This is a genomic window from Cupriavidus sp. 86D6 (assembly GCF_057815095.1).
The window spans coordinates 1-12,200 of the sequence record NZ_JBYPSB010000023.1 but is presented as its reverse complement, the minus strand read 5'-3'; the positions used below and the strand labels follow the sequence as shown (position 1 = coordinate 12,200).

16 protein-coding genes are annotated in these 12,200 nt (G+C 66.2%); 8 read left to right on the top strand and 8 right to left on the bottom strand.

The window, feature by feature from the left end; all coding sequences use genetic code 11:
• Positions 1-43: 43 nt before the first annotated feature.
• Together AC3G88_RS27880 and AC3G88_RS27875 are read left to right on the top strand one after the other, a co-directional pair.
• Positions 44-1,417, top strand: a complete 1,374-nt coding sequence (locus AC3G88_RS27880) for an MFS transporter (RefSeq protein WP_488772405.1) — start codon at positions 44-46, stop codon at positions 1,415-1,417.
• Positions 1,418-1,565: 148 nt separating this feature from the next.
• Positions 1,566-2,423, top strand: a complete 858-nt coding sequence (locus AC3G88_RS27875) for a BON domain-containing protein (RefSeq protein WP_488772404.1) — start codon at positions 1,566-1,568, stop codon at positions 2,421-2,423.
• 103 nt (positions 2,424-2,526) lie between these two features.
• Here AC3G88_RS27875 and AC3G88_RS27870 read toward each other — a convergent pair whose 3' ends face one another.
• Positions 2,527-2,838, bottom strand: coding sequence for a hypothetical protein (locus tag AC3G88_RS27870; protein WP_153949499.1), 312 nt, complete (start codon positions 2,836-2,838; stop codon positions 2,527-2,529).
• A gap of 225 nt (positions 2,839-3,063) precedes the next feature.
• On the opposite strand from AC3G88_RS27870, the gene AC3G88_RS27865 reads away from it, so the two are divergent.
• Positions 3,064-3,603 carry a malto-oligosyltrehalose synthase gene (locus AC3G88_RS27865; RefSeq protein WP_488772403.1) on the top strand — a complete coding sequence of 180 codons (540 nt, stop codon included), beginning with the start codon at positions 3,064-3,066 and terminating at the stop codon, positions 3,601-3,603.
• A 60-nt stretch (positions 3,604-3,663) separates the two neighbouring features.
• Here the strand turns inward: AC3G88_RS27865 and AC3G88_RS27860 are convergent, their stop codons facing one another.
• Entirely contained in the window at positions 3,664-4,143 is a 480-nt protein-coding gene (locus AC3G88_RS27860) for a hypothetical protein (RefSeq protein WP_488772402.1), read from the bottom strand.
• 259 nt (positions 4,144-4,402) lie between these two features.
• The gene (locus tag AC3G88_RS27855; protein ID WP_488772401.1) at positions 4,403-4,759 is read right to left on the bottom strand and encodes a hypothetical protein; all 357 of its coding nucleotides are present in this window, start codon (positions 4,757-4,759) and stop codon (positions 4,403-4,405) included.
• Positions 4,760-5,046: 287 nt separating this feature from the next.
• Between AC3G88_RS27855 and AC3G88_RS27850 the strand changes: the two genes are divergently transcribed.
• The 3 genes from AC3G88_RS27850 (at position 5,047) to AC3G88_RS27840 (ending at position 7,376) form a co-directional block, all read left to right on the top strand.
• Positions 5,047-6,618: a BON domain-containing protein gene (locus AC3G88_RS27850; RefSeq protein WP_488894352.1), complete on the top strand. Its 1,572-nt coding sequence runs from the start codon at positions 5,047-5,049 to the stop codon at positions 6,616-6,618.
• Positions 6,619-6,720: 102 nt separating this feature from the next.
• The gene (locus AC3G88_RS27845) at positions 6,721-7,050 is read left to right on the top strand and encodes a hypothetical protein (RefSeq protein ID WP_488772399.1); all 330 of its coding nucleotides are present in this window, start codon (positions 6,721-6,723) and stop codon (positions 7,048-7,050) included.
• A gap of 29 nt (positions 7,051-7,079) precedes the next feature.
• Positions 7,080-7,376 carry a hypothetical protein gene (locus AC3G88_RS27840; RefSeq protein ID WP_488772398.1) on the top strand — a complete coding sequence of 99 codons (297 nt, stop codon included), beginning with the start codon at positions 7,080-7,082 and terminating at the stop codon, positions 7,374-7,376.
• Between the two features lie 28 nt (positions 7,377-7,404).
• Here the strand turns inward: AC3G88_RS27840 and AC3G88_RS27835 are convergent, their stop codons facing one another.
• Entirely contained in the window at positions 7,405-8,139 is a 735-nt protein-coding gene (locus AC3G88_RS27835) for a PIG-L deacetylase family protein (protein ID WP_488894351.1), read from the bottom strand.
• Positions 8,140-8,268: 129 nt separating this feature from the next.
• Complete coding sequence (locus tag AC3G88_RS27830; RefSeq protein WP_488772396.1) at positions 8,269-8,697, bottom strand: RidA family protein; 429 nt, start codon at positions 8,695-8,697, stop codon at positions 8,269-8,271.
• Positions 8,698-8,821: 124 nt separating this feature from the next.
• On the opposite strand from AC3G88_RS27830, the gene soxR reads away from it, so the two are divergent.
• Both soxR and AC3G88_RS27820 read left to right on the top strand, forming a co-directional pair.
• A complete protein-coding gene (soxR, locus tag AC3G88_RS27825; protein WP_488772395.1) occupies positions 8,822-9,358 on the top strand; it encodes a redox-sensitive transcriptional activator SoxR in 537 nt (178 codons plus the stop codon).
• Positions 9,359-9,487: 129 nt separating this feature from the next.
• A complete protein-coding gene (locus tag AC3G88_RS27820; RefSeq protein ID WP_488772820.1) occupies positions 9,488-9,808 on the top strand; it encodes a DUF4148 domain-containing protein in 321 nt (106 codons plus the stop codon).
• Positions 9,809-9,912: 104 nt separating this feature from the next.
• Here AC3G88_RS27820 and AC3G88_RS27815 read toward each other — a convergent pair whose 3' ends face one another.
• The 3 genes from AC3G88_RS27815 to AC3G88_RS27805 all read right to left on the bottom strand — a co-directional run.
• Positions 9,913-11,337, bottom strand: a complete 1,425-nt coding sequence (locus tag AC3G88_RS27815; RefSeq protein WP_488772394.1) for a hypothetical protein — start codon at positions 11,335-11,337, stop codon at positions 9,913-9,915.
• Positions 11,334-11,591 carry a PAAR domain-containing protein gene (locus AC3G88_RS27810; RefSeq protein ID WP_488772393.1) on the bottom strand — a complete coding sequence of 86 codons (258 nt, stop codon included), beginning with the start codon at positions 11,589-11,591 and terminating at the stop codon, positions 11,334-11,336. Before AC3G88_RS27810 ends, AC3G88_RS27815 begins: the two co-directional genes overlap by 4 nt.
• Positions 11,588-12,200 (bottom strand): T6SS immunity protein Tli3 family protein (locus AC3G88_RS27805; RefSeq protein ID WP_488894350.1); only part of this gene is annotated, 613 nt, incomplete at its 5' end. The genes AC3G88_RS27810 and AC3G88_RS27805, both read right to left, overlap by 4 nt.

Genomic DNA, 12,200 nt, shown 5'->3' with positions numbered 1-12,200 from the left:
AGGCCCCGCCGTCGCCGCGGCCGTTCCTCCTGCAGACAGCCCGATGACCGCCCGCGAAAGGCGCGGGATGGCCGCCATCATGATTGCCGTGTCGCTGGCCACGCTGGACACGGCCATCGCCAACACGGCCTTGCCGAACATCGCGGCCGACCTGAACAGCACGCCCGCCGCGTCGGTGTGGATCATCAACGCCTACCAGCTGGCGATGGTGGCCACGCTGCTGCCGTTTGCCGCGCTGGGCGGCGTGGTGGGGCACCGACGCATCTACCTGGGCGGCGTGGTGGTGTTCATCTTGTCGTCGGTGGTCTGTGCGATGGCCTGGTCGCTGCCGTCACTGGCGGCGGCGCGGCTGCTGCAGGGCGTGGGCGCCGCGGCCATCATGAGCGTCAACACGGCGCTGATCAGTGCGATCTTTCCGATTCACCGGCTTGGGCGGGGCGTGGGCCTCAACGCGCTGGTCGTGGGGGTGTCGTTTGCGGTGGGACCGACGGTGGCCTCGGTGATCCTGTCGATCGGCCCGTGGCCATGGCTGTTTGCCGTCAACCTGCCGATCGGCCTGCTGGCGCTGGTCATTGCCTGGCCGTCGCTGCCGCAGACCAGGCGCAGCCAGCATGGTTTCGATCCGGTGGCGGCCGTGCTGAACGCCATCACGTTTGCCGCGCTGATCTTCGCGCTGGGCGAGGGCGTGCAGCGCGAGCCGTTGGAATACGTGCTGGCTGCCGCAGCCATCTTCGTGGTGGCCTTTGTGCTGCTGCTACGCCGCGAGCGCGGGCATCCGGCGCCCATGCTGCCGGTGGATCTGCTCAAGCGGCCGATGTTCGCGTTGTCGACGGCCACCGCCGTCTGCTCTTTTGCCGCGCAGGGCCTGGCGTTTGTGTCGCTGCCGTTCTACTTCGAACATGTGCTGGGGCGCAATCCGGTGGAGACCGGCTTCCTGCTGACGCCCTGGTCCGCCGTGGTGGCCGTGATGGCGCCCATTGCGGGCCGCTTGTCCGACCGCTATCCGCCGGGCCTGCTCGGCGGCATCGGCCTGGCCATCATGGCGGTGGGCATGGCGTCGCTGGCGATGATGCCGGCCGATGCCAGCGTGCTCAATATCGGCATCCGCATGGCGATCTGCGGTGCCGGATTCGGCTTTTTCCAGTCGCCCAACCTGAAGGCGCTGATGGCCAGCGCGCCGCGCGAGCGCGCAGGCGGCGCCAGCGGCGTGGTGGCCACCGCGCGACTGCTGGGCCAGGCCACCGGCGCGGCGTTGGTGGCCTTGTCATTCGGCATCGCCGGAGCACACGGGCCCACCTTGGCGCTGAGCCTGGGTGCCGCTTTCGCGGCAGCGGCAGCCGTCGCCAGCGGGCTGCGGCTGGTGACGCCACAGAGTGCCGATAGCGCGGCCATGCAGGGCGCGCGCAAATCGTCCTAGGCAGCAAGACCTGCGCGCAGGGCTTGTAGAAACTGCATGGCGCCGGTGCTTCCGGCGCCATTTTTCATGGTGCTCCGCTCCGGTACGAAACTTGCCGGTCTCCATGCATCGGGGGCGTTCATCGCCCCGGCTTCACGGAGGCATGGCAATGAACCGATCAGACGACTACGGCCGTCGCCGTAGGCCCGATCAGCAGTACGGTGGCTATGAAGAGGGCTATGGCAACGTGCCTGGCGACGATCGTCACTGGCGACGCCGCGATCTGTCGGCAGGCCGCTATGGCAACGCCGGCGAACGCAATCCGTATGACGCCTATGAAGATCGCGACGCCCGCCTGCGGGACGAAGATCCGCGCAACCGCGACGCCTGGCGTCAGGGCCGCACCGCACAACTAAGCGGCGGATGGCGTTCACGCGGCGCCACCGTCTACTATCCCGGCCGGCCCACGTACGATGAGTCGCCCGACGAAAGCTCGCCCCATAGCCCAGGCTACGTCAGCGCCTACAGCAGCGGCTACGAGGACGGTTACGACGCCGGCACCCGGACGTCGAACGCGCAGATGCCGGGCCGCGACGAGCGCTGGCGCGGCACGCGCAGCGGCTATGAAGGCGGCTACGAACGTGGCCGAGACAGCCAGCGTGGCTCGGGCTACGAGGACTACGGCGTCGAATCGGGCCGCAATTTCCGGCAGCGTCCGCGCATGGGCCAGGCGGTGCGTGGACGGGGCCCCGAGGTCTATGGCCGCCGCCCGGCCGGCCCCAAGAACTACACACGCTCCGACGAGCGCATCCGCGAAGAAGTCTGCGAGCGCCTGACGCACGCGCCCACGCTGGACGTGAGCGACGTGACGGTGGCGGTGGCGGGCAGTGTGGTCACCCTGACCGGCACCGTGGACAACCGGCGCATGAAGTATGAGATCGAAGATCTGGTCGACGATACGTATGGCGTGTCAGATGTGGTCAACCAGATCCACGTGCGCCCGTATGGCGCGCTGGCATCGGAATAGTCCTCGACAGATTCAGAACATTCGCGGCGCTTATCCGGACCACCCGCCTGCGAGCCCCGGCACTGCCGGGGCTTTTTGCTGGCGCGGCGGTCGGCGTGCATGGCTACAAGTCGCTGCCGCTGGGCGGATTCTCCATCCGCTTGTCGGTCTGGTCGGCGCGATCCACCGGCGTGTCGGCCGGCAGTTCCTCGGCGGCGCGTCGTACTTCGTCGAAAATTTCGTCCTCGGGCAGCTCGTCGTCGTCCGGCTCATGCCGCTCGCGCGATACGTCTCCGAGTTCCCTTTCGATGTCTTCGGTCGCTTCGCTGTCCAGGCGGGGGTCAAGCGTGCTGGGGATGCCTTCCGGGTCTGCGGCCTCCAGGTTGCGGCTCTTGCTGTCGGCGTCCGCTCGGCCGTGTCGGGTGGTCTTGCTCATCGTCACTCCTGTTGTCGTATTGCATGGTCGGGTATGCAGGACCTGCGGCAAGTTGCATGCCAATGTCGGCGTTGCAGGCTGCGGCGGTAATGGATTCGCGTGCGGCGGGCGCGGCGCCTATATTGAGTCAGGGGACCGCCGCAGAACCAGTTGGCCGCACTGCCTGTGAAGAGGCTGGAACGGCAATTGCTGAAACAAGGCAAGCATCGTGCGAGGGAGATAACGATGAACCTGACCGGCGTCCTGGCCACGCTCAGCGTGGCGTCCTCCGTGGCCGTGTCTTCGACGCCCGTCGAGAAACAGCTGCTGGCCATCAGCCCGCACGACTTTGCCCAACAGTTCAACCTGGTCGCCCACGACGCGGGCGCCAAGCTGACGCTGCCCGATTTCCGGGCCAAACCGGGTTGGCACCGCGCCAACACCAGCGAAGGCGTATCGGTCATGGTGCGCGCCGCGCATACCGGGTATGCCATCGACGAAGTGGTGGTGGTGTGCCGGGCCGCCGAGCAGTGCATGATGACGATCTGCACGGCCGCCCGGGCCATCGACGCGACCGTGGAGCCCAATCTGCTGCAGTACTTCGTGGCTGCGCGCATCGCGGGGCATCTGGGGGAAGTGGCCCTGGTGATGTCCGGACTGGTCTATCTGGTCGTGAATCCCGATGACGAGGACTATGTGGCGCTTGTGATCCGGCCCTATCAGCCGCAACAGGAACTGACCGCACACCGCCAGGCGGCAATCAAGGTGCCCCCGCGCTCCACTTGAACCGCGATGGGCCGGGAGCGCCCCTGGCGGCCACCGCACCGGAATCCAACGGACCGGCTGCTACGGCACCGGCCGGACCATGCGGCGCGCGCCCGCGCCCGGTGAGCGCGCCGGGGCGAACTCCATCGCCCGTTGTTCCAGCAGCCGCTGCAGTTCCGTGGCACCGCGATAGTAATGCGCCAGCAGCAGGCGCAACTCCGGGTCGGGAAGCGGCTCTCGCAGCAGTTCGCCATAGGCTGCGGCGGCACGGCCAGCCTGCTGGGCGGCATGCCGGAGCAGGGGCAATTCGCCAGATTCTGCGGGCGGCGCGACATGTTGCGGATCCCGCGCGCGGCCTTCTGCACTGCCGTCCTTGCCATCGCCGGCCGCCGCGGCACGCGCGCCGAGTTCGGCGGACGCACAGCGTTGCATATTGGCACGATGGGCAAATACGGCCCGAATCTGCGGGTCCGATGCCGCGGCCGCCACGGCGGACAACGCCTCTGCACACTGCATGGCGTGACGACTAAGCCGCGCCAGCGTGGTGTTGAGTGCATCCATGTACGTCTCCGGTTGATGCTTTAACTGTAGGTGAAGCGCGCTGGCGGACGGCCGAATTGCATGGCCGGTGTGGTTAATCTTTTACAGATCGGAATTCACCGAATTCGATACGGGCGTGCTTGTCCGATCGAACCCGCGAGACACACGCAAAAAACGCGCCGCACATTGCTCCGGTTTGGGGAACAACGTGCGGCGCGCCGCAAGCGGGTCTACGGGGGAGGCCCGTGGAAAGACAGGCCCGCTGGCGTGACCTGGGCGGTTAAGGCTTCTGGACCGGATCAGGCGAGTCGCCCTTGGGCCCCGAAGGTGCGGTCGGCGTGGCTACCGGCGAAGCGTCCTGTTCGCGCGGCTTCTTGGCGTGCTGACCCGTGTTCTTCTTGGCCTTGTGGGCCGACTTGGTTTGCGCGGTCTTGTCCTGCTGCATGGTCGAGTCGCCGCTCATCATCGCGCCGCTGCCCGAACTGCCGCGCTGGGTCGACGGGCCTTCTGGTGCCGGCGGGGCGCTGGGGTTCGTTGCGTTGGGCGAGAGCGGCGGGTCATTCTTGGGCTGGGCCATGGCCGGCATGCAGAGCATGGCGCTGATGGCCAGTGCAGTGGTCGTGAGCAGGCGTTTCATCGATCGTCTCCCGAAAATTGGTGGCGGTGACTTCACGATATGACTCCGCCCGCGGTGCGCTCAGGGGGAGGCCACTGAATCGGGTGTAGGCCGTTGACTACAGCATGTGAAGCCCGTTTGCAGGATTTATATGGCCATGTAAATCGAACCGGCGCCCGGCATCGGGCAGGCGCCCGCCGCGCCATGGCTGGCCGGCTGCCCGGGCGCGCCGGTGCCAGCGGTATGGAATTTGCGTCGGAGGGTCCGTATTGACCGTATTGGCCGTATTGACCCCACCGGAGACGCTCATGAACCAGGGAAACAACAGGGGTAGTGGTTCGGACGACCGCTACAGCGCCTATGGCGCTGACCGTGACGATCGCAGTGATCAGGACGAACGCGACGACCGCCGTCGGCAGGGCGGCACGCAGCGCCAGCAGGAAGCCTACAGCGGCGGAGACTGGCTTACCCATCGCCAGCAGGGCGGCAGCGACTGGCAAGGCCAGGGACGCAGCCAGTCACAACCGGGCCAGCAAGGCGCGGGCAACGACTGGCAGGGCGGCGGCCAGCAGCCCGGCGGTAGCCGCTGGAGCGGCGGGACGTCGTCGTCGCAAGGCTCGTCGTCGGTGTCGTCAAGCGGCTACGGCGGCTATGAAGGGCAGAACCGGCGCTTCGAGGAAGGCTATGGCGAAGGGCGCTATGGCGAGTACGGCGAAGGCCGGCAGGGCGGGCGCCAGCAGCCAGGCCCGCAGTCTGGCCAGCAGTCAGGCCGGGAGTTCAACCGGGAGGGCGGCGAGCGCAATGCCCCGCAGCGGTATGAACGTGAACGCTGGGGCGACTGGCACCAGGAGGGCGGCGCCGGGCACGGCAGCGAATGGTCGAGCCAGCAGGGCAGCCAGGGCGACGAGTGGGGGCAGGGCCGCGGCCGCTGGGATCAGCCGGCACGCGGTGGATCGGCACAGCGCCAGGGCGGATGGGAACAAGGGCGCGAAGGCCGTCAGCAGGGTCGCCAGTCGGGCCGTGACGCCGGAGGCGCCTGGGGCAGCGGCTGGGAAGGTCCCACCGGGTCGGAACCCGACATGCGCACGCACTATCGCGGCGGCTACGGCGTATCCGACTATGGCGACCAGGACCCGTCTGCCGGCCAGGGCTTCCAGTCCTGGCAGCGCCGCGCTGGCGGCGACTGGCAGCGCGAGCGGCAGGGGTCGGGCCAGGGGTCCATGCGCGACCGTGGCGGACGTGGCTTCGGCGGTAGCACTGGCGCCGGCGGCTACGATCCGAACGAACGGGCCTACGAACATTTCACCGGCGCCGACGAACGCAGCGATCTGAACCGTGGCTATGGCGGAGCCGGTGGCTCTGCGGCGGCACGGCGGGCGCAACGCGCCGGTCCGAAGGGCTACCAGCGTTCCGACGAGCGTATCCGCGAAGATCTTTGCGAACGCCTGGCGATGAGCAGCCGCGTGGATGTCCGCGAGGTCGAGGTCTCCGTCAGCGGCGGCGTGGTCACGCTGAGCGGCACGGTACAGGACCGTCAGCAGAAATACCGGATCGAGGATATGGCTGACGAAGTGTTCGGCGTGAAGGACGTGCACAACCAGATTCGTGTCACGCGCGATTCCGCCATGGGCAGGGAAGGTAGCGGGGGCAGAGAAGGACAGTCCGGCGGGTCGCGCATGTCGCAAGGCATGAGCAGCCCCAGCAGCCAGGGCAGCACCGCGCCCTCCAGTGCGGCGGGCAGCTCGGGCAGCCTCGGCACGGGCATCGGCTCAGGGTCGTCATCCGGCTCCGGCTCGGGCTCCGGCACGACATCGGGCAGCTCATCGGGCTCCCCTTCAGGCTCCACTTCAGGCTCCACGTCGGGCAGGTCGGGAAGCTGACCGCCGACGCATTGCGCCAGCGTGTGGGGGGATGGCCCCGCGCGCTGGCGACTTCACCTGCAAGCATCCATACACCAAAGCATTCGAACAAGGAGATGCCCCATGCCTTTCGCCTATGCAGGAACCCGCCGCCGCAGGAATCGCGACAGACGTCGCACGCACGAATCGCCGGAGAACAACGCCGTAACCCGCGACCGCGAGGGCGCACCCGACGCCCGGGATTCCCGGGATTCCCGGAATGCGCCGGATGCCAGGGAAGAGCGCGACCCGCTGGCCACCCGTCGTGCATCGAGCGAGGAAAGCCCCGGCGCGCGCGAAGGACAGCGGGCCACCACACGGCAGGAAGACCAGCCGGCGGGCATCAAAAGCCAGGATCTGCTGGACCCCGGCAGCCGCGAGCCGGATGCGCCGCCGGTCGATAACCGCTCGTAGTCCCTCAACGGATGACAGGAGCCGCCACCATGCGACATATCCACCTGATGCCGACCCGTGCCCGCCGCGCCTTGTGCGTGGCCGCCTGCCTGTCACTGGGCGGCGTGGCGTGGGCCCAGACCCCGTCCCAGACACCGAAGGTCGACAACCGCGCACCCGGCACCGCCGCGTCCGATGTGGCGCCCGGCGCACGCGAGTGGGGATTGACCAAGGAGGGGCATCGGAAGCCCGGTAGTGGGCCAGCCCTCAATCAGGGGGCGTCCTCGGCGCAGACCTACGACTATCCCGCTTCCGCGCCAAAGACGGCGCCGGCCAAGCGGCCCTAGCGATATGCCGCAAGCGGACCGGCGCGCACTACTGGTGCACGTCGGCCGCATCCAGAGACCAGTAGCGTTCCGGTGCGCAGACGTCGGCCAGTTCGGCGGGTGAGAACAAGGCCAGCTGGCTGGCGTAGGCTTGCACGGCCCGCGCCTTCTGCGCCGTGAAGACGCTGATCGGCATGTGGACGGGAGAGGCGAGCAGGCCCTCCTGCCACCAACCGGCCATCCGGCTTTGCACGGCGCCCGGCATGCGGCGGTAAATGGCTTCCTCGTAGAAAATCCATCGGAATGCAGGCACCTGCGGCTCGTTTTCGGTATGCGGGACGGTTTCCGGCAAGTCGACAAAGGCTGCTTCGCGCACCAGCATGCATGCGGCGTTGACCAGCATATGATCGGCATGCCGTAGCCCCATCGGCGCCACCACCGTGCCGCCCGGTTGCAATGCCAGCAGGCGGCCAAGCCGCAGCGCGATACTGACGGCGTCGTAGCGTTGGCCGTATTGCTGTTCCAGAAAGTCGAGCCAGACCGGGTCTGCCCCCAGCGCGGACAAGGCGCGGGTATCTTCATGGCGCCGGGCTTCCATGGCATGCCGGGCCGACGCAAAACCGGCCGCACTGTCACGGGCCGGCGCCGCCAGATCCGGCCCGGGCAGGCCGGCAAACACCGTAATCACCAGCGCCTGCCGGCTGGCAGCGAGCAGGCTGCCGCAACTGAAGACGGCATCGTCAAGGTGAGGGGAAATTATCGTCAGCGGATGTGGAATTTCCATGATTTTGCAATGCCGACCGGGCGTTAATGAATCCGGCCCGGCCATGGGCCGGGGTTACCCGTGGCATTGCAAGGGGCATGCCGGTCGGCCATACGCCGGTATGACAACCGCTGACCGGCGTCCGGCGCCTCAGTCCGGCAGCACCGCCACCGCCTCGATTTCGAAGAGCATGCCGTCCAGCGCCAGCCTCGGCACAGGAATCAACGTGCATGCGGGTGCGGGCCAGTCGCCCAGCAGCGCCTGCCAGGCGCGGCTGAAGATGGCCAGCCGCTCCATCGAATGGTCGACGATCAGCACGGTGATCTTGGCCACGTCGGGGATATCGGCGCCCCCAGCCTGCAGGGCCACGCGCAGGTTGACCAGGGCCTGATTGACCTGCGCGGAGAAATCGGCGCGCAATCCGCCACACATGTCCTCGCCGCCTTGGCCCGCCGCGAAGATGATCCGGGCGGGGCGGTTGGCGATCGCCACATGGGAATAGCCGTTCAGCCGGGGATCGTAGAGGTCTGGCGGATTGACGAATTGCAGGTACGGCGCGCGGGGCGATTCAAGCAGCATGGCAGGGTCCTGAGTCAGAGTCGCGCCAGTATCGAACCTCAAGCGCACTTGAGGTCAAGCGCCGTTGCGATACCATCTCGCCCTGCAAGGGCTTTCGAATTTTCTTCAAAAAATAGGGACCACCATGCCAAAGACCGTCGCCCCCGACAGCGTCTCCGACGCGGCCCCCGTTCGTGCGGAACGGCGGCTGCGGGCACGCGATCCGCTCACCGTCGGCGAAGTGGCCGAGCGCAGCGGCATCGCGGTATCGGCGCTGCATTTCTACGAGTCGAAGGGATTGATCGCCAGTACGCGCAGCGCCGGCAACCAGCGCCGCTATCCGCGCGGCATCCTGCGCCGGCTGGCCGTCATCCGCGTGGCCCAGCGCATGGGCCTGCCGCTGGCGACGATCGCCGACGCCTTCGCACATCTGCCCGCCAACAAGGCGCCGACGGTGGCCGACTGGCGCCGGTTGTCCGCCGCCTGGCGCGCGGACCTCGATGCACGCATTCGCACACTGACCATGCTGCGCGACCAGCTCGACGGCTGCATCGGCTGCGGCTGCCTGTCGCTCAAGGCGTGTCCGTTGCGCAACCCGCAGGACGTGATGGCGCACCAGGGGCCAGGCGCCCACATCGAAGAGGGCAGTTGCCAGCATCGGCAAAAAACAATCCGGCGTTGAATGCCAACGCGCGCGCCCGATCGTGACAACCCGACAACTTCGTGCGATCTGAAAAAGCCCATTGGGCGCTGGCGTCCATGATGAATCCTGTTCACAACCCCTGCTGACAAGGAGCACATCATGAACACGATGAAGAAACTGCTGATCGCCGCCGCCATCGTCGCGGCCCCCGCCATGTCTTTCGCCCAGAGCGTCCCGGCCGCCCAGGCCCCGGTCACCCGGGCTTCGGTCCTGGCCGACCTGATCGCCGTGGAAAAGGCGGGCTACCACCCCGGCCGCAATGACGACAACTACCCCGTCGACATCCAGGCCGCCGAGGCCAAGGTCGCAGCCGAACAGGGCATCCAGCCCGCCCCGGCGGTAACGCCGACGGTCAAGGCATCCATGCACGCCGCCAACACCGTGCCCCGGATCGATCGTCCGCGCAGTGCTTTTTATGATGGGGCTTGAGAAGGTGGGGGGGCTATGCCGCTTGCCTGAAGCCGGCCCCGGTGTCCAGGATGCCGGGGCCATCCTTGCGTGGCCCCGCCTCGCAGCACGCGGGCATCCGCCGATCAGCCCCTCAGCCCGTCCGCCGGATAGCAAGCTTCGTCAAACTCCCTTGACAACAGGCGGTAGTAAAGCAACTCGCTCGCGACTTGCAACGCCATGCCGGCGAACGCAAACAGCGCGGCCGCCCACCACGGCAAAAGCCCGGTGCGGTCGGCGTCGCCGTCAGCCACACCCGGATTCCCGACAAACACTGCCATCGCAATCATGGCGGTTGCCCACATCAGAGAAAAGGGTACTACGCCGTCCTCTGCGGGACGGTCCGGGCTCTCCGGCCGGTTTGCCACGATGTTCACTGCAACGCCTGATTTGCACGGTATTGCAACAAGCTGCGCACCTTGTCCATGCCGCACCATTTTCGCGGCGAGCGATTGCGCCACCCACCCGTTTGCATGTCCTGGCTTGCCGAGCGCCTGGTCGATATCCTGCGTGTCCGCACGTAGTGCCGCGTCCTTGACCGCCGCCGTGACGGCATGCCGCAACGGCTTGTTCAGGCCGGTAAGCCAGAATTGCCGGATACGGTTCGCAGCGACCGGTTCAGAGCCGAGCAGCATGGCGATACCTCTATCTACCTCATCGGACTCCGCCACGACGGGCCGATACAGGCAAGCCTGGGGCCTGAGCCCGTGCCGGTTGCGGGCCAACGCGGTCGCGTCGGCAAATAGCATTGCGACTGCCATTTCGGAACACGGCGGCTCGGCACCAGTGCGTCCGAGCTGACACGCAATGAATAGCCGGACGCCCGACATCGGCTCTTGTTCTATCCAAAGCGAGTCCATGGCGTCGGGCTGCCCCGGCGGTTGCCACACGAGTGTAGGGTGGCCGGGCAGCTTCCACGCTCCCACCACACGCTGCAATACCGTCAGGTCATCCTGGTCCTCCGACTGCAACACAATCGGTATCGACGCCGTACGCCCGATGCGCTGCAACGCCGGCAATAGGGGGAGTAGCAGATTCTTCAAAAGATGCTCGATGCGCGCTTCCCCCGATGCCAGGTCGAATTCGAACGTGACGGCCTTGCCGGCGTTGTCAGGGGGACGGCCTTCCAGACCGAGCATCCGCTCCGCGATTTCGTCTTCGGGCGTCATCACGACGCTATCCACCAGGACGACGTGATCGCGCGTCCAGCAGAGCCAATGGTAATTTCGCCACTGGCACATCAAGTTCCATAGCACGGCGCCCTTCCACGGCATTTCATAGCCGGCGTACACCACTGCCCCGCAGACGGCTACAAAAAACAGAAAAGGCAGGAACGTTGCCTGGAACAGGAAGGGGCTCCACGAGATGGCCTTGCCGTCGGGCCATTGCGCAATGGCGATCAGGACGCCAACACCCTGAACGGCAATGAAGAACACGACAAACAGCCAGATCGGTGGAAAGTCCGGCTCGGGCCGTTCAGCCACTTTGCGGGTGTTCCATTGCAAATTCATTCGATCGTTGCTCCGGACGACGCTGCGATCATCACGCTGCCGCATGCCGAACGACAGCCATGTACCGCCAGCTTTCTGCCGTTTTCCCGATACCCTGTACCGCCCTCGACGATGGGATTGTCGCCGTGCTTTGGACAGGAAACGAGATCTCCAACCAGCGCCGCGCGGCGACCGTCGATATTGAAGGTCGAGGTAGCTGTTTTCACGCAACCACCGTGCGAGGTGGGATCACCGAGTAATACCGGATGGCTCATTTTGATTTGACTTTTGGAAGGTTGGTGGGACGGATCGAGTCGTCGCAGGAAATGTATTCCTGGCCTGAAGGGGTGCGGAGGCCTTTTAGGTAGTCGGGGCGCTTTTCGGAAGGAAAGTGTTCGTAACGGATGCCGGAAGGCAGCTCAAGCGCCATGCCGCCTCCAGGAATCAGCGGGTATTGCGTAACGTTGTAGTCTCCCGGTCGCCATTTTTCCGAGATATAGACGCGATCCGAAGTGGCCGCAACGATGTAGTTTCTTGAATCTTCATAAGGCGTCTGGGTATTTCGCATGTAGTACCAACCGCGGAATGAACGACCACCATCCGTAGAGTAAACAAACGAGATATTGCAGCCCTTGTCCGGACACACGCCATCCGGCGTGTACGACGAAGGAATCACGATAATCTGTCCCGTAGGGTCCGCGTTGATCAAACGTCCCTGGTAGTTCTCAATGCCGTAGCGCCCAAGCCGTGTGCGAATGCCCTGTCGTGGGTCGTTGTAATACGTCGTGCCGTGGTGGCAATCCTTGTAGTTCTCCAGCGAAATATAGCGGTGGTCGTCGAACCAGTAGATGGCTTGTGGGGGGACGTCGTAGTCGGGGGGAGGC

What these genes read in the sequence shown, in the direction of transcription:
- AC3G88_RS27880 (WP_488772405.1), top strand. Translation starts at nt 44, where the DNA reads ATGACCGCCCGCGAAAGGCGCGGGATGGCCGCCATCATGATTGCCGTG.
- AC3G88_RS27875 (WP_488772404.1), top strand. Translation starts at nt 1,566, where the DNA reads ATGAACCGATCAGACGACTACGGCCGTCGCCGTAGGCCCGATCAGCAG.
- AC3G88_RS27870 (WP_153949499.1), bottom strand. Translation starts at nt 2,838, where the DNA reads ATGAGCAAGACCACCCGACACGGCCGAGCGGACGCCGACAGCAAGAGC.
- AC3G88_RS27865 (WP_488772403.1), top strand. Translation starts at nt 3,064, where the DNA reads ATGAACCTGACCGGCGTCCTGGCCACGCTCAGCGTGGCGTCCTCCGTG.
- AC3G88_RS27860 (WP_488772402.1), bottom strand. Translation starts at nt 4,143, where the DNA reads ATGGATGCACTCAACACCACGCTGGCGCGGCTTAGTCGTCACGCCATG.
- AC3G88_RS27855 (WP_488772401.1), bottom strand. Translation starts at nt 4,759, where the DNA reads ATGAAACGCCTGCTCACGACCACTGCACTGGCCATCAGCGCCATGCTC.
- AC3G88_RS27850 (WP_488894352.1), top strand. Translation starts at nt 5,047, where the DNA reads ATGAACCAGGGAAACAACAGGGGTAGTGGTTCGGACGACCGCTACAGC.
- AC3G88_RS27845 (WP_488772399.1), top strand. Translation starts at nt 6,721, where the DNA reads ATGCCTTTCGCCTATGCAGGAACCCGCCGCCGCAGGAATCGCGACAGA.
- AC3G88_RS27840 (WP_488772398.1), top strand. Translation starts at nt 7,080, where the DNA reads ATGCGACATATCCACCTGATGCCGACCCGTGCCCGCCGCGCCTTGTGC.
- AC3G88_RS27835 (WP_488894351.1), bottom strand. Translation starts at nt 8,139, where the DNA reads ATGGAAATTCCACATCCGCTGACGATAATTTCCCCTCACCTTGACGAT.
- AC3G88_RS27830 (WP_488772396.1), bottom strand. Translation starts at nt 8,697, where the DNA reads ATGCTGCTTGAATCGCCCCGCGCGCCGTACCTGCAATTCGTCAATCCG.
- soxR (WP_488772395.1), top strand. Translation starts at nt 8,822, where the DNA reads ATGCCAAAGACCGTCGCCCCCGACAGCGTCTCCGACGCGGCCCCCGTT.
- AC3G88_RS27820 (WP_488772820.1), top strand. Translation starts at nt 9,488, where the DNA reads ATGAAGAAACTGCTGATCGCCGCCGCCATCGTCGCGGCCCCCGCCATG.
- AC3G88_RS27815 (WP_488772394.1), bottom strand. Translation starts at nt 11,337, where the DNA reads ATGAATTTGCAATGGAACACCCGCAAAGTGGCTGAACGGCCCGAGCCG.
- AC3G88_RS27810 (WP_488772393.1), bottom strand. Translation starts at nt 11,591, where the DNA reads ATGAGCCATCCGGTATTACTCGGTGATCCCACCTCGCACGGTGGTTGC.